At 28.1% G+C, this 17,874-nt stretch carries 20 protein-coding genes; 15 read left to right on the top strand and 5 right to left on the bottom strand.

Translation table 11 applies throughout. The annotated features are described in order from the left end of the window. The first annotated feature begins 4 nt into the window (after nt 1–4). The 11 genes from T434_RS0101020 to T434_RS0100970 all read left to right on the top strand — a co-directional run bounded on the left by T434_RS0101020 (nt 5) and on the right by T434_RS0100970 (nt 9,646). Nucleotides 5–862: a hypothetical protein gene (locus T434_RS0101020; protein WP_026399527.1), complete on the top strand. Its 858-nt coding sequence runs from the start codon at nt 5–7 to the stop codon at nt 860–862. Nucleotides 863–887: 25 nt separating this feature from the next. Next, nucleotides 888–1,553, top strand: coding sequence for a deoxyribose-phosphate aldolase (deoC, locus tag T434_RS0101015; RefSeq protein WP_162150577.1), 666 nt, complete (start codon nt 888–890; stop codon nt 1,551–1,553). Further along, nucleotides 1,531–2,244 (top strand): purine-nucleoside phosphorylase, encoded by a 714-nt coding sequence (deoD, locus tag T434_RS0101010; protein ID WP_162150576.1) that lies wholly within the window; start codon nt 1,531–1,533, stop codon nt 2,242–2,244. The genes deoC and deoD overlap by 23 nt, the downstream gene beginning before the upstream one ends. Next, on the top strand, nt 2,241–3,431 hold the full coding sequence (locus tag T434_RS0101005; protein ID WP_026399524.1) for a M16 family metallopeptidase: 1,191 nt from the start codon (nt 2,241–2,243) through the stop codon (nt 3,429–3,431). The genes deoD and T434_RS0101005 overlap by 4 nt, the downstream gene beginning before the upstream one ends. 1 nt (nt 3,432) lies before the next feature. After that, on the top strand, nt 3,433–4,704 hold the full coding sequence (locus T434_RS0101000; protein WP_026399523.1) for a M16 family metallopeptidase: 1,272 nt from the start codon (nt 3,433–3,435) through the stop codon (nt 4,702–4,704). 147 nt (nt 4,705–4,851) lie between these two features. Continuing rightward, nucleotides 4,852–5,196, top strand: a complete 345-nt coding sequence (locus tag T434_RS06345; RefSeq protein WP_035357896.1) for a single-stranded DNA-binding protein — start codon at nt 4,852–4,854, stop codon at nt 5,194–5,196. Nucleotides 5,197–5,367: 171 nt separating this feature from the next. Next, nucleotides 5,368–6,093 carry a hypothetical protein gene (locus T434_RS0100990; protein ID WP_162150575.1) on the top strand — a complete coding sequence of 242 codons (726 nt, stop codon included), beginning with the start codon at nt 5,368–5,370 and terminating at the stop codon, nt 6,091–6,093. A 46-nt stretch (nt 6,094–6,139) separates the two neighbouring features. Next, nucleotides 6,140–7,513: a dipeptidase PepV gene (pepV, locus tag T434_RS0100985; RefSeq protein WP_051614275.1), complete on the top strand. Its 1,374-nt coding sequence runs from the start codon at nt 6,140–6,142 to the stop codon at nt 7,511–7,513. A gap of 11 nt (nt 7,514–7,524) precedes the next feature. Beyond that, entirely contained in the window at nt 7,525–8,391 is an 867-nt protein-coding gene (gene thyA / locus T434_RS06340) for a thymidylate synthase (protein ID WP_035358001.1), read from the top strand. Next, the gene (locus T434_RS0100975; RefSeq protein ID WP_026399520.1) at nt 8,388–8,855 is read left to right on the top strand and encodes a dihydrofolate reductase; all 468 of its coding nucleotides are present in this window, start codon (nt 8,388–8,390) and stop codon (nt 8,853–8,855) included. The genes thyA and T434_RS0100975 overlap by 4 nt, the downstream gene beginning before the upstream one ends. 5 nt (nt 8,856–8,860) lie before the next feature. After that, a complete protein-coding gene (locus T434_RS0100970) occupies nt 8,861–9,646 on the top strand; it encodes a lysophospholipid acyltransferase family protein (RefSeq protein WP_026399519.1) in 786 nt (261 codons plus the stop codon). 135 nt (nt 9,647–9,781) lie between these two features. Here T434_RS0100970 and T434_RS06335 read toward each other — a convergent pair whose 3' ends face one another. Further along, nucleotides 9,782–10,351, bottom strand: a complete 570-nt coding sequence (locus T434_RS06335; protein WP_051614273.1) for a histidine phosphatase family protein — start codon at nt 10,349–10,351, stop codon at nt 9,782–9,784. Nucleotides 10,352–10,442: 91 nt separating this feature from the next. Here T434_RS06335 and T434_RS07855 point away from each other — a divergent pair, with 91 nt between their 5' ends. The 4 genes from T434_RS07855 (at nt 10,443) to T434_RS0100945 (ending at nt 12,897) form a co-directional block, all read left to right on the top strand. Further along, nucleotides 10,443–10,730 (top strand): hypothetical protein, encoded by a 288-nt coding sequence (locus T434_RS07855; RefSeq protein ID WP_035357895.1) that lies wholly within the window; start codon nt 10,443–10,445, stop codon nt 10,728–10,730. 37 nt (nt 10,731–10,767) lie between these two features. Continuing rightward, nucleotides 10,768–12,069, top strand: a complete 1,302-nt coding sequence (locus T434_RS0100955; RefSeq protein ID WP_162150574.1) for a thymidine phosphorylase — start codon at nt 10,768–10,770, stop codon at nt 12,067–12,069. Beyond that, nucleotides 12,066–12,611, top strand: coding sequence for a 16S rRNA (guanine(966)-N(2))-methyltransferase RsmD (gene rsmD / locus T434_RS0100950; RefSeq protein WP_026399516.1), 546 nt, complete (start codon nt 12,066–12,068; stop codon nt 12,609–12,611). The genes T434_RS0100955 and rsmD overlap by 4 nt, the downstream gene beginning before the upstream one ends. Before the next feature lie 61 nt (nt 12,612–12,672). After that, complete coding sequence (locus T434_RS0100945; protein WP_026399515.1) at nt 12,673–12,897, top strand: YneF family protein; 225 nt, start codon at nt 12,673–12,675, stop codon at nt 12,895–12,897. Nucleotides 12,898–14,268: 1,371 nt separating this feature from the next. On the opposite strand, the gene deoB is transcribed toward T434_RS0100945, so the two are convergent. The 4 genes from deoB to T434_RS07785 form a co-directional block, all read right to left on the bottom strand. Next, nucleotides 14,269–15,465: a phosphopentomutase gene (gene deoB / locus T434_RS0100940; protein WP_026399514.1), complete on the bottom strand. Its 1,197-nt coding sequence runs from the start codon at nt 15,463–15,465 to the stop codon at nt 14,269–14,271. Beyond that, nucleotides 15,462–16,367, bottom strand: coding sequence for a site-specific tyrosine recombinase XerD (gene xerD / locus T434_RS0100935; RefSeq protein WP_162150573.1), 906 nt, complete (start codon nt 16,365–16,367; stop codon nt 15,462–15,464). The genes deoB and xerD overlap by 4 nt, the downstream gene beginning before the upstream one ends. Further along, on the bottom strand, nt 16,364–17,455 hold the full coding sequence (hemW, locus tag T434_RS0100930) for a radical SAM family heme chaperone HemW (protein WP_162150572.1): 1,092 nt from the start codon (nt 17,453–17,455) through the stop codon (nt 16,364–16,366). The genes xerD and hemW overlap by 4 nt, the downstream gene beginning before the upstream one ends. Nucleotides 17,456–17,560: 105 nt before the next feature. Then, the gene (locus T434_RS07785) at nt 17,561–17,725 is read right to left on the bottom strand and encodes a hypothetical protein (RefSeq protein WP_156934068.1); all 165 of its coding nucleotides are present in this window, start codon (nt 17,723–17,725) and stop codon (nt 17,561–17,563) included. Between the last annotated feature and the right edge of the window lie 149 nt (nt 17,726–17,874).

Here is a 17,874-nt window from a genome sequence, read left to right as displayed (position 1 = left end):
TTTTATGAGCCATTTTCTATTACATTTCTTTAAAGAAAAATCGCGCACAATAGATAAAGAGGAAGTGGTTTACTTCTTTAGTGAAAATGATGCGTTTGAAATCGATTTTACAGATAAATTGGCTACCTTCAAATATACACATCCAAAATTGGGTTATGAAGCTAACTTCTATATGACACCTAAAAGTGTATTTCCAAACATTCAACGAATTTCACCTCAATATTTAGAGGTTAATTTCCATGTTGAAATTCCGATTTTTAGTCCAACTTACTTTGTAAAAGATGTATTACAAATTGTAAAAAAAATATGCGAAAAATTTGATTTATTTGTATTATCCGAAATGTTTCAAGATGTTCAAAACTTTAATCTAGAGCGCATATTAAAAGTCTTTAATATGGTTAAAAAAGCATATATTGAAAAATATCCTGAAAAAGCAGAGGATTATTTCTTTGTTAGAGAAGAAAAATTGAGCTCTATTTTAAGATATATTGATGAACAGGACTCATTAATTCATTATTATGAAGATTTAAACACTGTTGTTCCTAAATATTTATTTGTAAAGGACGAAGATAATAAACCTTATTTTGCATGTGAATGGAAAGAGGGCGACTTATCTGTTTTACCTCCTTATATTGACTATATTTTCTTTAAAGATCAAAAGAATACGGTTAAGATTGTTGATTATGATGAATATTTAGAAAGAAATCAAAAAATATTACTTGATGTACCAGGTTTTTTACAAGGCACTAAAGTGATAACAAAAAAATTCTATAAAAAATTAGTAAAAAGTGTAAAAAAGGGGAAATTCACACCAGTTACAAAGAAATTTGCTAAATATCATTTACATGAATTAATGGATTAAAAATATATAAAAAAGGAGAAGAATCATGTTAAATACTATGATTGATCATACAAAACTTGGACCAATCGTAAGTCAAGCGGATGTTGATAAGTTAATTGAAGAAGCTGTTAAGTATCAATTCAAAAGCATCTGTGTGGCTCCAGTCTGGGTTAAGTATGCTAAAGAAAAACTACAAGGTTCAAATGTATTGGTTTGTACAGTAGTAGGTTTTCCACATGGTACACATATACCAAAAGTGAAAGCATTTGAGACAAAAGAAGCAGTAAAAGATGGTGCAGATGAAATTGACATGGTGATTCACGTTGCTAATGTAAAAGCTCGTGATCGTAAAGCAATATTAAAAGATATCAAAGCGGTTGTTAAAGCAGCTCAAGGAAAAACAGTTAAAGTCATTATTGAAACTGCATATCTAGATAATAAGGAAATTGCATATGTTTCAAAGTTAGCTATAAAAGCAGGGGCACAATTTGTTAAAACTTCAACAGGATATGCTTCTCGAGGAGCGAGTGTTGAAGATGTTAAAATTATTAAAAAAGCAATTGGTGACACTGGTTTTATCAAAGCTAGTGGTGGAATTAGAACAAAAGAAGATGCATTAAAAATGATAGAAGCTGGAGCTTCAAGATTAGGTACGTCAGGTGGCGTAAAATTAATGGAAGGAGATACACATGATACCAACACCTCATATTGAATTAAAAGATAAAGATTTAATTGCAAAAACAGTTTTAATGCCTGGAGATCCACTCCGTGCTAAATTTATTGCAGAAACATATTTGAAAGACGTTGTTGAAATTAACAGCGTTCGTAATATGTTTGGTTATACTGGAACTTATAAGGGTAAGAAAATTACAGTTATGGGTTCAGGTATGGGTATGCCAAGTATTGGTATTTACTCATATGAATTATTTAAATTCTATGATGTTGATACAATCATTCGTATCGGATCTGCTGGAGCTTATTCACCAGATTTAAAATTATATGACGTTGTTTTAGCAAAAGCTGCTTGGAGTGAATCAACTTATGCTAAAACTATGGGTGTTTCTAATAAAAAATTATTAAAAGCAACACCTGCAGTAAACAAGAAAATTAAAGCATCAGCTAAAAAATTAGGTATACCTTTACATGAATCAGTAATTCATTCTAGTGATGTATTCTATCGCATAAATAGCGATGAGTATAAAGATATTTTTGCAAAACACGGTGCTGTTTGTGTTGAAATGGAATCTTTTGCCTTATTCGCTAATGCACTTGCAACAGGTAAAAATGCTGCCTGCTTATTAACAATTTCTGACTCACTTGTAACACATGAAGCTACAAGTTCAGAAGAAAGACAAAAAGCATTTACTAAAATGATGGAGATTGCATTAAATACAAAATTATGATTTTAAGTCATACAGAACCATTTAAAACGATACAGTTATCAATTTATTTTTCTGAAAAGTTAAATAAAGAAACGATATCGTATCGTTTTTTATTATCGAATTTATTAATTTCATACAGTAATCGATATCCAAACAAAAGAGCATTAACAGATGCTTTTTTGAAATTGTATGGAGCACATGTTCAATCTCAAGTCTTTACGTTTGGTGAGTATCATATAACTAAAATTAATCTAACCATACCAAATCCAATTTTTATTGGAGATTATGATTTTGTTGATGAGTTATTCGATATTGTGGAAGATATGATATTTAAGAAAATATCATTTGATAATGAAAACTTTTTAAGTTCAAAGAGAATTTTAATTAAAAATATCGAAACAAAATCAGAACGTAAATTTGAATATGCTAAGGATAAATTATTTGAAACTGCATATAAAAATACGATTCATCAATTCTCACTTACGGGTACTAAGGAAGAACTTATAAAAATTGAACCTAATGAATTATTAAATTATTATAAAAATGTCTTTCTAAACAATGATATACGTATTATCGTAAATGGTAAACTGGATGATATGTTTATTTCAAAACTCATGCGTTTTGAGCGATATGAAAATATATCAATAAAATATGATGATAAAGTAATTAATCATGAAAAAATAATTGAAAAAAGTGATAAGTTTTCAAATTATCAAAATTTCATATTTTTAGGATATAGTTTAGGTATCAATCGATATCATCCACGATATATGGATGTTCAGTTAATTAGTAAATTGTTGGCACAATACCCAAATAGTTATCTATTTAAAACATTTAGAGAAACATTACATTTAGCATATGAAGTTGAATCTTTTTATGAATATGACAAAGGTGATTTTTATATCTACGCTTTAGTTGACAGAAATAATCAAAATGCAGCAGACATATTAATTGATTTAGTAAATAATTTTATACTTGATGGTATAACAGAAGAAATGGTTCGTGAAGTGAAAACATTTTTTAAGACGGAATATTCAAGTATGTTAGATGACCCGCAGTCTTATAATCCAAGATTATTTATACATTCAATTTTAGATATTAAGATGGACACACTTGATGAATTATTAGACAAGGTTACTGTTGAAACAATGAATGATGCACTTAAATATTTTAAATTATTTTTAAAATATGAATTAAAGGGAAAATAAAATGAAAATTAAGATAAATGATTATGTAGAAGAATATTCACTAAAAAATGGTTTAAAAGTGCACTTTATTAAGCTTCAGTCTCATCAAGTTTATGTATCTTATGACGTTGGATTAGGATCATTTGATCAAAAATACGGTGTTCAAGATAATATCTACTACATAACTCCTGGAACAGCGCACATGATAGAACATTTGATGTTTGCAATGCCTGAAGGTGATGCATTCTCATATTTCAGTAAAATAGGTGTAGCATCAAATGCGTTTACAACGTATGCTAAAACAAGCTATACATTAGAGGGAAAAGAAAATATCGAAAAGGCTATTGTTTATTTACTGAAAATGGTTCATACTCCATACTTTTCAAAAGAACATGTTGAAACAGAAAAAAAGATAATTTTAGAAGAAATTCATGGTGTTAATGATGATCCATTAAATCAAATGTATCAAACAATATATGGACAACTTTATTATAATTACCCCCTTAAAAATGATATTTTAGGTGATGAAAATGACTTATATGATATATCACTTCAAGATATAGAAAGAGTTTATAAACATTTTTATCATTTAAATAATACAACACTTTTTATCATGGGTGACATTGATATTAATAATATGATTGAAATATTAGAAAATGTTAATTTACCAAAAGATTATTACGATATAAAACGACTATCAATTGATGAACCAAAAGTAGTTAAAAATTCTATTTTAACTAAAGAATTTGATATAGAAGTACCACTTTTATTTGTGGGTTATAAATATAATATTAGCCATTTAAATATGAAAGAGCGAATTAAGCTTGAAGTTATGTTTATTATATTGACACAGCTAATATTGGGCAATCATATTGAATTTGTTGATAACCTCATCAAAAATGAGTTAATATTTGATGGATTTGATTTTGAGCATGTTGTTGAAGGTGAATATTTAACTGTACTTATATATAATCAAACAATTAATTCCGAATTATTGTTTCAAAGGTTACATAAATATTTATCCAATGATGCTATAAAGGAGATTTCAGAAGAAAGATTAGATACATTAAAAAAATCTTATTTAGGAACTTTAATCGTTGTAAATGATGATTTTGAAACAAGACTTCATATACTCACAAAATTTTATAAAGATGGCATTTTAATGGAACAGATGGTAGAACTTATTCAAAGTATTACATATGATGAAATGATTAAACTTTTTGAAACATTTAATCAAATGCCTTATAGTGTTTTATATGCACATTCTAAAAAACATGAAAACATATTAGATTAGATAAAAAATTATAAAGTTGTCTTTTAATAGACAACTTTTTTACGTTTTTAACTAAAAAATCACTAAATCATGCGAATTAAAATGAATTTTGGTGTTTTTAATATATTAAATAATTTGATTTAATTTTGTTAGAAAGGATGTTGTATTATGACATTTGTGAATATTATAGGAAGAGTACATAGTTTTGAAAAAAGAATTTCGGATAATGGTGTAGAATATACTGATTTAAGATTAGCTGTAATGAGACCATATAAAAACTATGATGGTTACTATGAAACCGATTATTTTAAAATTAATTTATTTGATCACCATCATAAAAAAGCTCAAAGTTATTTTCATAAGGGTATGGGCATAGCGATTAAAGGAAGATTAGAAGTTCATAAATGGAAAGACGGAAATGAAGAACAAAGACATACGGTGGATATTGTTGTTGAAAGGCTTATATTTTTACCAAAAGATGTAGATTCAAATCAATTAGAACCTGAAATTTAAATAGAAAAAGCAAAAATATATTCTTACTAAAAATAAACTTTGTTTATATTAAATAAACATATATATTTTGGGTTTTAAAGAAATACAAATGATTGTGTGTGATATAATAATGTAAAAGAAAAGGTGATACATATGGTGTTTTGGACATTATTAATATCAGGATTATTTTGTATGTCAACAATTTATATTCTAAGCGGATATAAGAAAATGTGGCTAACAGCAATCATTTATGGTATATTAGCTTCAGTCATAGGTTTAATTATATATTTTTGGTATGAAGAACTTTATGAATTGGATTTGATTGCATTAGGAATACCATATTTAGTATTAGTACCTTTAGATTTATCGACAAGATATTTACTTAAACACTATGTATTAACTGATGATAATTATCAAGCAAATGAATTTGTTGCAGTGTATAATAGAGTTTCGAATATTTTATGGTTAATTATATCAGTATTAAGCTTTGGAATTATATTGTCAGTTATTGATATTTTACAAAGTGGATTAAAAGCAGAGAATATTTGGAGTATTTCAATATCTATGCTTGTCATAATTTCATTATTGGTCATTGATTTTAAAATAAGATATAAAAAGCAATTTTCATATATCATTATTACAAGAGATTTAAAAGTATATCGATTTGTCACTAAGAAATCGCGATTAAAAACAAAAAAAATATTTGGAGAGAATATATTTATATATCCTAGAGGTATTTATCAAGATGATGAAGAAATTGTTTATTTATACTACATGGATATTGATTTTTCTCTTGAAAATACATCTTTTAAACCTTATCAATCAGAGTTATTTGAATATATAAAATCAGGTATTGCTTCGCACGAATTACTTGAAGAAAAATACACAGAATTTATTGAGAAAAGCTCTATTATATAGAGTTTTTTTTGTAATAGTGTTACAATGAATTGAAGGAGTGAAAATTATGGCAATCGATTTTGAAAAATTAGTTATGAAGTATAAAGATGAGTTTATTAAGGATACTCAAGATTTATTAAAAATCAATTCTGAATTAACAGAATTTAACCCAAATTCTAATGCTCCATTTGGTCAAGGTACTAAAGATGCATTAGATTTTATGCTAAATTTAGCTAAAAAAGACGGATTTGTGACAGAAGATGTTGATGGATATGCTGGTCATATTGAATTTGGTGATTCAGAAGAATATATTGGTTCAATCGGACATTTAGATGTCGTTCCTGCTGGAACTGGATGGACATATCCACCATATGGAGCTGAAATTCACGACAATAAGATCTATGCTCGTGGGGCAGAAGATGATAAAGGTCCAACAATGGCTTTATATTATGCAATGAAAATTCTTAAAAAAGAAAATGTTCAGTTATCTAAACGTATTAAATTAATTTTAGGTTTAGATGAAGAATCTGGATGGAGATGTGTTGATTATTATTTTAAAAAATACCCACAAGCTCCAATTGCCGGATTTATTCCAGATGCTGATTTTCCATTAATTTATGCAGAAAAAGGTATTACATCAACGATTATTCGCGGAACATTTGATCAATCAAAAATCTTAAAGATTGATGGTGGTTTAAGACCAAATATGGTTCCTGAAAATGCTATTGCATATATTGTTAAAGACGTTAAATACGTTGAATTATGGAATAAATATTTAAAAGATAATCAATTAGATGGTTATATTAAAGAAGAAGCTAATTACTATGAAATTGAAGTTAAAGGTAAATCAGCTCATGGTTCTACACCAGAATTAGGTGTAAATGCTGTTCATTTATTATTTAATGGATTTAAGGTGCTTGGCATTTCAAATGAACTTACAGAATTTATGGATAAATACCTAACAAATGACACATTAGGCATTAAATTAGGTATCAATTATAAGGATGAAGAAATGGGTGATTTAACTGTTAACTTAGGCACATTTAAGACAGTTAATAACCAATTTGAGATTATTTTAAATCTTAGATATCCAAATGGTGTAAACTATCAAAAAGATGTATTTGAAAAAATTGAAAAATTATTAATTGGAGATTATAAGCTATCAGTTGAACATCATCAAAAATTATTATATAAAGATCCAAAATCTGATTTAGTTCAAACTTTATTAAAGGTTTATCGTAAACATACAGGAGACATGCGAGAAGCAATTTCAATTGGTGGTGGTACTTTTGCTCGTGCAACAGATAATGTTGTAGCATTTGGTCCACATTTTATGGATAAACCAAGCTATATTCATCAAAAAGATGAATACATTGATATCGACGATTTAATGAAAGCATTAGTTATTTATACAGAAAGTTTATACGAATTAGCAAAATAATAGGGGGAAATATGAAACAGTACTTAGATTTAGCAAGACGCATCATGGAAGAAGGAGTCTATAAGTCAGACCGTACTGGTACTGGTACAAAGTCTATTTTCGGTTATCAAATGCGTTTTGATCTAAATGAAGGATTTCCTTTATTAACCACGAAAAAAACATTTATGAAAGGTATTATTCATGAATTGCTGTGGTTTATTAAAGGGGATACAAATATAAAATATTTAGTTGATCATGGTGTTAATATTTGGACGGATTGGCCATATAAAGCATATAAAGAATCAAGCGATTATCAAGGCGAGACAATGAAAGAGTTCCAAGAAAAAATTAAAACATTAGACGAATTTGCTCAAAAATGGGGTGATTTAGGTCCTGTTTATGGTGCTCAATGGCGCAACTTTAATGGTGTCGATCAACTACAATATTTGATTGATGAAATCAAAAATCGTCCTGATTCTAGACGTATGATTTTATCTGCCTGGAACCCTATTGATATTAAAGATATGATGTTGCCACCTTGTCATACATTAATTCAAGTGTATGTAGCAGATAATAAACTATCACTTCAACTTTATCAAAGAAGTGGTGATGTCTTTTTAGGAATACCTTTTAATATTGCATCTTATGCATTATTTACAATGATGCTAGCTCAAGTTACTGGTAAAGAATTAGGTGAATTTGTTCATACGATTGGTGATGCACACATATATTCAAATCACTTTGATCAAATTAATTTACAATTAACTAGAACACCAAAAGCTTTACCTAAAATGAAAATTAATCCAAATGTAAAGAGTATTTTTGATTTTAAATTTGAAGATTTTGAACTTGTTGAGTATGATCCGTATCCACCTATTAAAGGTGAGGTAGCAGTATGATTCGACTCATTTGGGCGATGGATTCAAATTGGTTGATAGGCAAAGATAATATTCTTCCATGGCATTTTAAAGAAGATTTAGTCTATTTCAAAGAAAAAACAAAAAATCAAACAGTGCTGATGGGGGATTTAACTTATCAATCATTAAAGGGATATTATAAAGATAAACCTTTCCCTTACGGAAAAATATATGTTGCTAATTTAGTAGATAAAGTATATTCAGATGCAATATGTGTTAAAGATGTTGTGAGTTTTGTTAAAAACCTTAAAGAAGATATATGGGTAATTGGTGGGAAGTCAATTTATCAACTAACATTACCTTATGCAGATGAACTATATATTACACATGTTTTAGGTATTTATGAAGGCAATGTATATTTTCCATCATTTAAGTTAAGTGATTACAAGTTAAAAGAAAAAACAATGAGTAATCAACTCATATTTGCTGTTTATCAAAGGAAGTAGTTTATATGTTTATTTTAATATTTTTCATTGTAATGATTAGTTTTATTGTTCTAATGAGTTTATGGATGAGTGGTTGGTGGATTCTATTATGGATTGCAATAGGAATTATTGCTGCGTATTTAGCTACTGCAATTTTAATAGTTTTACTTATATATATTACATATCCACTCTCAATTAGTTCAAAATTTAAAAATGCTTTTTATCGATCAGCTGCAAATGCTGCATTGACTTTAACTTGTAATGTACATGTTAAAGTTATAAATAAAGAAAAAATACCAAAAGATGGTCCTTTAGTTATTTATGCTAACCATAAATCATATGCTGATCCATTGATTTTGATTCAAGCGATTTCTCGTCCATCAGGATTTACTCCAAAATCTACTCTTTTTAGGTTACCGGTGATTAGACGAATTTTAGAGTCATTAGGTTGCATGCCTGTTTATAGAGACGATACAAGAAAAACAGCAATTGCACTTGTTGAAGCTATCAAACGTGTTGAGGATGGACATGTTATGTTTGTATTCCCTGAAGGGGGAAGAAAAAATCGTGAACAGGATAAAGTGATTCAAACAAGAGCAGGAGCGTTTAAATTAGCCTACAAATCAAAAGCAACCATTTTGCCTATGACGATTAATGGAAATTCATTAATTGCCAAACGTGCACCATTTTTACCTACAAGAGTTAAAGTGGTAGTCCATGATCCTATAGATTATGAAACATATAAAGATCTAAACACATCAGAAATTGCTGATATAGTTCAACAAAAGATCAATTTAGGTATTATAAAATAATAAGACATATCCTCATTGGATATGTTTTTTATATTAAAAAAATCAATAAAAAAAGCCTATTTTAAAGGCTTTTAATTCTTGTTAATTAAATCCACTCACATTTGATAAAACACACTAAAAAAGGCTAAACACGATTTATAAATCGATTTGTTTAATAAAAGTTATTTTATTATCATTTACATTGAAATAAACAGTACTTAAATTTCCTATATAATATTCATTCCAATTAAATCGATTTGGATCTGAAAGAAGTAATAATGCACGAATAACATGAGCATGTGCAACGATTAATACTTTATCATTAGAATATTTTTGATAAAGTTGATTTACTGCATCATTAATACGATTCATTAATTGAGCATTTGTTTCATAACCCTCAACATAAAAATCATCTTGAGTAATTGTTGACATAACATCTTTTACAAGTTTTCCTTCGAATGGCCCAAAGTCTCTTTCTAAGAAATTACTATCTGTTTTATCAACTTTAACATTCAAAGTATCACTAATAATACACGCAGTTTCGTATGCTCTTTTTAATGGCGAAGAAATAATAACATCAAATTTTTCATTCATTTGAATAAGTATTTTTGATAAGTTTCGAGCTTGTTCACGACCTGTCTCGTTAAGTGGATTATCCATTCTTCCTTGAACCAAACGAGATTTGTTATAGTCTGTTTCTCCGTGTCTTACAACGGCTAATATCATTTTAATCACCCAAATGTGATTATAACATTTTGAACACTTTAAAACAATGATAACTTTTGGTAAAATATATTTATAAGTGTGGTGATATACATTGGATCAAAATTTTATGGATGTTTTAAAATCAATTTGGGAAACTATATTAAGTTGGTTTGAAAATAGTACAGGTTGGTTAGACAACATCATCAAACCTATTACAGATCCTTGGTGGCAAGGAGCATTTGACTATTTTAATAGTTTTCCGGGACTATTACAATTAGTAATTGTAGGGTTTGGTATTTTATTATTGGTTTTAGGGCTTTTCTCACTTATAAAAAAATCGCTAAAACTTGTTATTACAATACTTATCGTAGTACTAATAATTATGATTTTAAATGGATAGGCTATATGAATAGCCTTTTTATTCTAGGAGGGAAAATATGACAATATTAGAATTAATTGAAAAGAAAAAACGTGGTTTAGAACTATCTAAAGAAGAAATTGAATATATTGTAGATGGATATACAAAAGGTAGAATACCTGATTATCAAATGAGTTCATTCTTAATGGCTGTTTACTTTAAAGGTATGTCAGCAGAAGAATCTACATATTTAGCACTAGCAATGCGTGATTCTGGTGATGTTGTTGATTTAACAGATATCATTGGTACTAAGGTTGATAAGCATTCAACTGGTGGTGTTGGCGATAAAGTGTCATTAGTCTTAGCTCCTTTAGCTGCATATTTAGGTGCAAAACTTGCTAAAATGAGTGGACGTGGACTAGGACATACCGGTGGAACAATTGATAAATTAGAATCAATCCCAGGTTTTAAAGTAGAATTACCGCTACAAAAATTTAAAGATCAAGTTAATAAAATAGGATGTTCAATTGTTGGTCAAAGTGGAGATATTGCTCCAGCTGATAAGAAAATGTATGCATTAAGAGATGTTACAGCTACAGTAGATTCAATGCCACTTATCGCTTCATCTATTATGAGTAAAAAACTTGCAAGTGGTGCGGATGCGATTGTGTTGGATGTTAAAGTTGGTAGTGGAGCATTCATGAAGACTGTAAAAGATGCTGAAGAACTATCAAAATTAATGGTTCAAATTGGAGAGAAAGCAGGCAAAAAAGTAACAGCAATTTTAACTTCAATGGAAGAACCATTAGGACATAAAATTGGTAATTCATTAGAAGTTTTAGAAGCAATAGAAACATTAGAAGGAAATGGACCTGAAGATTTAACTGAAGTGGTTTCTGTTGTAACAGGTCATTTACTCAAACACGCTGGTATTGTTAAGAATTTTGAAGAAGGATACAAACTAAGTTATCAAACATTAAAAGAAGGAAAAGCATTACCTAAGTTCTATGAATTCGTTAAGGAACAAGGTGGAGATGTTGAATTCCTAAAAGATAAAAAGAACCTTTACGGTACAACTAAAATACATGTGATATATGCAGAAGAGTCTGGATATCTTGAAACATTGGATGCATTAAACTTTGGTTTAGCTGCATGTAGATTAGGCGCTGGAAGAGAAACAAAAGATGATGTTATTGATTTATTTGTAGGTTTAGACTTACATAAAAAGATCGGAGATAAAGTTGAAAAAGGTGATAAGATTGTGACACTTTATCATCATGAAAAAGGATTAAAAGAAGCTATCGATTTAATTCAAAAATCATATGTTATCGGTCCTAAAAAACGTGAATTAAAACTTATAGAAGAGACGATTAATGGATGAGAATTATAGCGGGAAAGTATCGTAGTCGATTACTTAAAATGGTACCTGATGAACGTACGAGAGAAACCCAAGATAAAGTACGAGGTGCAGTATTTAATACACTTCAAGATTATGTAATTAATAGTAGTGTTTTAGACCTATTTGCAGGCTCTGGATCTTATGGTATAGAAGCGATAAGTAGAGGTGCAAAAAGTGTTATTTTTAATGATATAAATTCAATAAGTATAAGAACAATTAAAGACAACTTAAAAATTATAGAAGAGAATAATTATCAGGTTTTTCAATTAGATTATAAAAAATTAATTGCAAAACTAAACTTACTAAATATAAACTTTGATTTAGTATTTATAGACCCGCCATATAAGCTTAATATTTATGAAGAAGTGATGAATGGTTTAGTCAATCTAATAAATCCAGATGGTATTGTCATATGTGAAATGGATAAAAAAAGAGTATTAGATCAGGCTAAAATATCACAATATAAATTCATTAAAGAAAAGATTTATGGTAGTAAAAAAGTAGAATATTATCAAAAAATTTAATAGTTGTAATTTACATATAAAAGATGTAAAATGATAGCGTATAGTAAAGGAGTTGAACAACATGATGGAAGTGTGGCAAGCAATATTACTTGCTGTTGGTACGTTACTAATAGGTGGAGTTGCAGGATTCTTCATTGCACGTTCTTGGTTTAAAAGAACTCTAGAAAAGAACCCTCCGATTGATGAAACAATGATCCGAGAAATGTTCAGACAAATGGGAAGAACACCATCTGAAAAACAAGTTAGACAAGTTCTAGCATCAATGAAACAAAGTAAAGGGAAATAATAAAAGTGAGCGAAAGCTCATTTTTTTTGTGTTAATTATAAAAATATATGTATACTAAATATAAACACAATTTATAATTACTAAACATACATTTCTATAAAAGTTTAAAATTAATAAACGCATTTTTAGAGATTAAGATTGATGGATATATGGATATTAATCTTTCGATTTCTTAAAATGCGTTTTTATTTATATATAGATCCGAAAGAAAAAGAAAAGAAGAGACTCTATGTAGATGGTTAGTAGAAGAAGAGAATCTAATCCATAAATTATTTTATTTATTGAGTTAAAACGTCAATATACACTATCAGTGACTAATACACATGTTTATATGTTAATAGTGGGTTTGATTGCTTAAAAATATCTATCAATATATCTAAATATACTCATTATAATTATATGATTATATATAATTGCATTTAAAGATATAAAAATAATACATAAACATACTCATTATGTATTAAGTGATATGATAAAAACCGCTAGAAGTATATATTTTATTTCGATATTACTTCCTATAATGTATATTATGTTAACCTTTTATTGTGAGCCTAATGGAGCGTATAATAGGTTTTATGTGGATAAGTTGAAATGTGGAATGGAATAAAAATGTGCCTTCTGTCTTTTAATGTTATATAAACCATGTATATTAATATAAATTTGAGTATGATAAATATGGTCTTCTTAGGATGGACGACTTTAAGCTTTAATTAATTTAATTTATCTTAAATTTGATCTTAAAAGTCTTAAATCTTAGCATTCATTTACAGCAATCAAAACCTAAAATAATATACCTTATAAAATTTCGATTGCTAAAAATGCGTGATACTTTTCTTTTATTCTTTTGTTTTATTATCATAGTTTAGTTTAAAAAAGTTTATATTTAATAAACATGAAATAATTATATATCGTGATTGTTAGTTTACTCATATTACTTCTTTTTAAAGGTTATAATTAATATTTCCAATTTAAATAATGTCTTATTTCCCTCTTTAATTTTCAGATAAATTTAAGTAGTGAATTACTACACTTGTATGTTTTTTAGAATCTTAAATATTCTTTATTTGTATTAATAAAATGATTTTTTATAATAAAACTAATGTTTACAAATAGTAATCAATGATTATAAATAGTAAACATATATTTTTCTTGTTTTTTTATTGTCTAATTTTTTATTAAGTATTTTTATCGATTTTAAAAGTCATTTCTCTAGATAGTTCATCTTGAAAAAATATTTAAATGTTAATTTGGATTTAGCACTTAAAAAATAAAAAAAACCAGATTACTATAATCTGGTTTATAAACTATGTTTTTATACTATTTTACTAAGTTAATCAATATTAAGAAAAGTTTATAAATAGTAAACATACATTATTTTAATTTTTTTAGGAAACTTGTACCTAAATCGGTTTTATCTACATTAAAGTTATCAGAAATCGTTGCTGCTATATCTGCAAATGTATCTCTGACATCTAATATTCCTGCTTCTTTAAATCCTTTAGAATATACAATTAGAGGTACATATTCTCTTGTATGATCAGTACCAGCATAAGTAGGGTCATTACCATGATCTGCAGTTAAAATGAGCAAGTCATTTTCATTAAGATTTAAGATCAATTCTGGTAGTTGTTTATCCATTGCTTCAATAGCTTTTCCATAACCGATTACATCTCTTCTATGACCGTATAATGCATCGAAATCAACAAGGTTTAAGAAGCATAATCCTTTGAAATTTTCTTTACTCCATTTGATGATTTTTTGCATACCATCATCATTTGATTTTGTCTTCTCAAATTTAGTAATTCCATAGCCATCATATATATCATTTATCTTTCCTAATGCAATTGTTTCATAACCATTTTCAGACAAGAAATTTAGAGTTGTCTTAGCAAATGGTTTTAATGCATAATCATGTCTATTTGAAGTTCGTGTGAAGTTATCTTTATTTGTCCCTAAGAATGGTCTTGCAATTACTCGTCCAACCATCCATTCAGGTTTCATTGTAAGTTCTCTTGCAATCTCACAAATTTTATATTGCTCCTCAATTGGAATAATTTCTTCATGCATTGCAATTTGTAATACTGAGTCAGCTGATGTATAGACAATTAAGTCACCGGTTTTCATATGATGTTCACCGAGTTCTTTAATAATTTCAGTACCTGAAGCAGATTTATTTCCAACAACTTTTCGACCAGTTCTTTTTTCTAATTCATCGATTAATTCTTTTGGAAATCCTGTATCTGTGAATGTTTGGAATGGTTCTGTAATATATAGACCCATGATTTCCCAGTGCCCGGTCATTGTATCTTTACCAAGTGATTTTTCCATCATTTTAGTAACATATACATTTTTTAAATTTGGATTTGGAGCCACATTACGTATAGGTGCAATATTACCATATCCTAGTTTTTGTAATGTTGGAATATTTAAATCCATATTTTCTGCAATATGACCAATTGTATTTGCATTTACATCTGGAACTCCTGCGTTAAAATATTTATCACTATCTGGTGCAGCACCAATTCCTAATGAATCCATAACGATTAAAAATACTCTATTAAATCTCATTTTTTATCCTCCATTGCTCTTGGGTGAGTTTTATTATATACTTCTTTAATTCTTTTTTGAGATATGTGTGTATAAATTTGTGTGGTTGATATATCTTCATGTCCTAATAAACTTTGTAAAGTTCTTAAATCCATTCCATTTTCTAAAAGATGAGTTGCAAATGAGTGTCTTAATGTGTGTGGAGAAATTAAATCTGGATTTAAACCTGCATCTTGTGCAAGTTTTTTTAACACTTTAAAGAATCCAACTCTTGACAAGACATCACCGTTAAGATTTAAAAATAAGTATGGTGTTTTTTCTTTTACAAGTTCTTCTCTAGCTTTAACCAAATAGTTTCTTAATGCTATAACTGCCATATCCGATATCGGCACAATTCTTTCTTTGTTACCTTTTCCAATAACTGTTAAATATTTTTGATTAATGTGCAAATCAGAAACTTTAAGACTTAAAAGTTCGCTAACACGTAATCCAGAACCATATATTAATTCTAAAAGTGCCATATTTCGTAACCCTAATGGTTTTGTTGTATCAATAGCTTCTAACAATTTGATAACTTCATCAATACTTAATACAGAAGGCAAATTTCTCTCTATTTTAGGACTTTTAACATTCAACGAGATATTCTCATCAACTTCACGTTCTAAAAGTAAAAATGCGTGAAAAGCTTTAATTGATGTAAGTCGTCTTGCTTGTGTTTTGGCAGATAACCCCTTATTCCTAATACTTTTTAAATATCCTTCAAGCATTCGCTCATTGATTTGATCAGGTTTTTTAATATGATGATATTTTTCTAAAAATTCAATATAATGTGCTAAATCTGTTTCATATGCAAAAATTGTATTTTTAGATAATCCTCTTTCGTTTTTTAGATGATATAGAAAATCGTTAAGTAAATATTTCATATAAATAACATGAACACTTGATTGCCAAGCATCATACCTTTTCTTGTTAATCTAAGATATCCATCTTTGAATTCAACAAGTCCATATGATTCTTGTTCAAGTAGTTTTGGATATTTTTCTAGTAATTTTATGTTGTATTTCTTTTCTATATCATCAATGAATATACCTTTTCTCTTTCTTAATCCGAAAATAAGGTCATCTTGTAATAAGTCTTCTTGAGTTTGTAAAACACGTTCTTTTGTAAAATGGTCTAAATACTGTGGTAAGCCCCGTTCATTATAAGTTCTATGATTATCGATAAATCCATGAGCTCCCATTCCTACACCAATATATTCTCCTAGTGACCAATAAATTGTATTATGTAATGAATAGTGATTATTTTTTGCAAAGTTACTTATTTCGTAGTGTTCATAACCATTTTTTTCAAGTCTATCTATAATGTACTCATACATTTGAGCTTCTAAATCTTCTTCAATTGGTTTGAATTTTCCTTTAAGGTATTGGTGATAAAAATATGTTTTATCTTCCAATATAAGTGAATAATATGATAAATGTGTAATACCTAACTTTAAAAACTCATCTAAGTCTTTTTTGATATGATCTAAAGTTTGACCAGGTATTGCGAAGATTAAATCAATAGAAATATAGGGAATACCAATTGATTGTAAATCTTTAACAATTAATTCAACAGTTTCTGTTTTATGTCCACGATTTAAGTATGCAAGAACATTATCATCAAATGATTGAACACCCATTGAAATGCGATTAATACCATATTTTTTAAACAATAATCCTTTTTCATGTGTATATGATTCTGGATTTACTTCAATTGTATACTCAATCGGATTTATTCGTCTTAATGAATCAAATAAAAATGTTAATTGATCAATTGTTAACATACTTGGTGTTCCGCCACCAATATAAATTGTTTCTATAGAGTCAAAATGATTTGAATACGAATTAATTTCATCACGTAGACGAATTAAATATTCATCAATCATATCTTGACTTTTTGGTACCCTTTTGACAAAGTCACAGTAATGACATATATATTGACAAAAAGGAATATGGACATATAATCCTTTCAAATCGCATACCACCTTCACACATTAAATATTATATCAAAAAAAGTGGCATCACTCCAACGGATACCACTTTAAAGAGAGGAGAAAATTGCCTTCAAGGCATAATCATTACTTTGCTAATTCTTTATCTTTATCTTTTAATACACGCTCAGTTACATCCTCAGTAGCTCTATCGTTTCTAATTTCTATATGTCGAGTTATTAGCTGAGGATTAAAATCAGCTGAGTACATCATATTTGGGACGGAAGTTTTAACTAAAAAATCTTTTTTCATATTGACCTCCTATTTCAATAAAAAAGGGTATGAATATGCTATATTCTTACCCTTTTATCGTGTTATATGAAAAATCATGTTTGATCCATGTTGAATCCTTTAAAATATGAACTTGGAAATAAGAATTTATGCGGGTCATGCTAACACCT

This window comes from Acholeplasma equifetale ATCC 29724, from assembly GCF_000687735.1.
Lineage (GTDB): Bacteria > Bacillota_I > Bacilli_A > Acholeplasmatales > Acholeplasmataceae > Acholeplasma > Acholeplasma equifetale.
The sequence above is the reverse complement of the archived record's forward strand: the minus strand, read 5'-3'. Positions and strand labels throughout refer to the sequence as shown.

Excerpts from the sequence above, each read along its gene's own strand:
- T434_RS0101020 (WP_026399527.1), top strand. The coding sequence starts at position 5 with ATGAGCCATTTTCTATTACATTTCTTTAAAGAAAAATCGCGCACAATA.
- deoC (WP_162150577.1), top strand. The coding sequence starts at position 888 with ATGTTAAATACTATGATTGATCATACAAAACTTGGACCAATCGTAAGT.
- deoD (WP_162150576.1), top strand. The coding sequence starts at position 1,531 with ATGATACCAACACCTCATATTGAATTAAAAGATAAAGATTTAATTGCA.
- T434_RS0101005 (WP_026399524.1), top strand. The coding sequence starts at position 2,241 with ATGATTTTAAGTCATACAGAACCATTTAAAACGATACAGTTATCAATT.
- T434_RS0101000 (WP_026399523.1), top strand. The coding sequence starts at position 3,433 with ATGAAAATTAAGATAAATGATTATGTAGAAGAATATTCACTAAAAAAT.
- T434_RS06345 (WP_035357896.1), top strand. The coding sequence starts at position 4,852 with ATGACATTTGTGAATATTATAGGAAGAGTACATAGTTTTGAAAAAAGA.
- T434_RS0100990 (WP_162150575.1), top strand. The coding sequence starts at position 5,368 with ATGTCAACAATTTATATTCTAAGCGGATATAAGAAAATGTGGCTAACA.
- pepV (WP_051614275.1), top strand. The coding sequence starts at position 6,140 with ATGGCAATCGATTTTGAAAAATTAGTTATGAAGTATAAAGATGAGTTT.
- thyA (WP_035358001.1), top strand. The coding sequence starts at position 7,525 with ATGAAACAGTACTTAGATTTAGCAAGACGCATCATGGAAGAAGGAGTC.
- T434_RS0100975 (WP_026399520.1), top strand. The coding sequence starts at position 8,388 with ATGATTCGACTCATTTGGGCGATGGATTCAAATTGGTTGATAGGCAAA.
- T434_RS0100970 (WP_026399519.1), top strand. The coding sequence starts at position 8,861 with ATGTTTATTTTAATATTTTTCATTGTAATGATTAGTTTTATTGTTCTA.
- T434_RS06335 (WP_051614273.1), bottom strand. The coding sequence starts at position 10,351 with ATGATATTAGCCGTTGTAAGACACGGAGAAACAGACTATAACAAATCT.
- T434_RS0100955 (WP_162150574.1), top strand. The coding sequence starts at position 10,768 with ATGACAATATTAGAATTAATTGAAAAGAAAAAACGTGGTTTAGAACTA.
- rsmD (WP_026399516.1), top strand. The coding sequence starts at position 12,066 with ATGAGAATTATAGCGGGAAAGTATCGTAGTCGATTACTTAAAATGGTA.
- T434_RS0100945 (WP_026399515.1), top strand. The coding sequence starts at position 12,673 with ATGATGGAAGTGTGGCAAGCAATATTACTTGCTGTTGGTACGTTACTA.
- deoB (WP_026399514.1), bottom strand. The coding sequence starts at position 15,465 with ATGAGATTTAATAGAGTATTTTTAATCGTTATGGATTCATTAGGAATT.
- xerD (WP_162150573.1), bottom strand. The coding sequence starts at position 16,367 with ATGAAATATTTACTTAACGATTTTCTATATCATCTAAAAAACGAAAGA.
- T434_RS07785 (WP_156934068.1), bottom strand. The coding sequence starts at position 17,725 with ATGAAAAAAGATTTTTTAGTTAAAACTTCCGTCCCAAATATGATGTAC.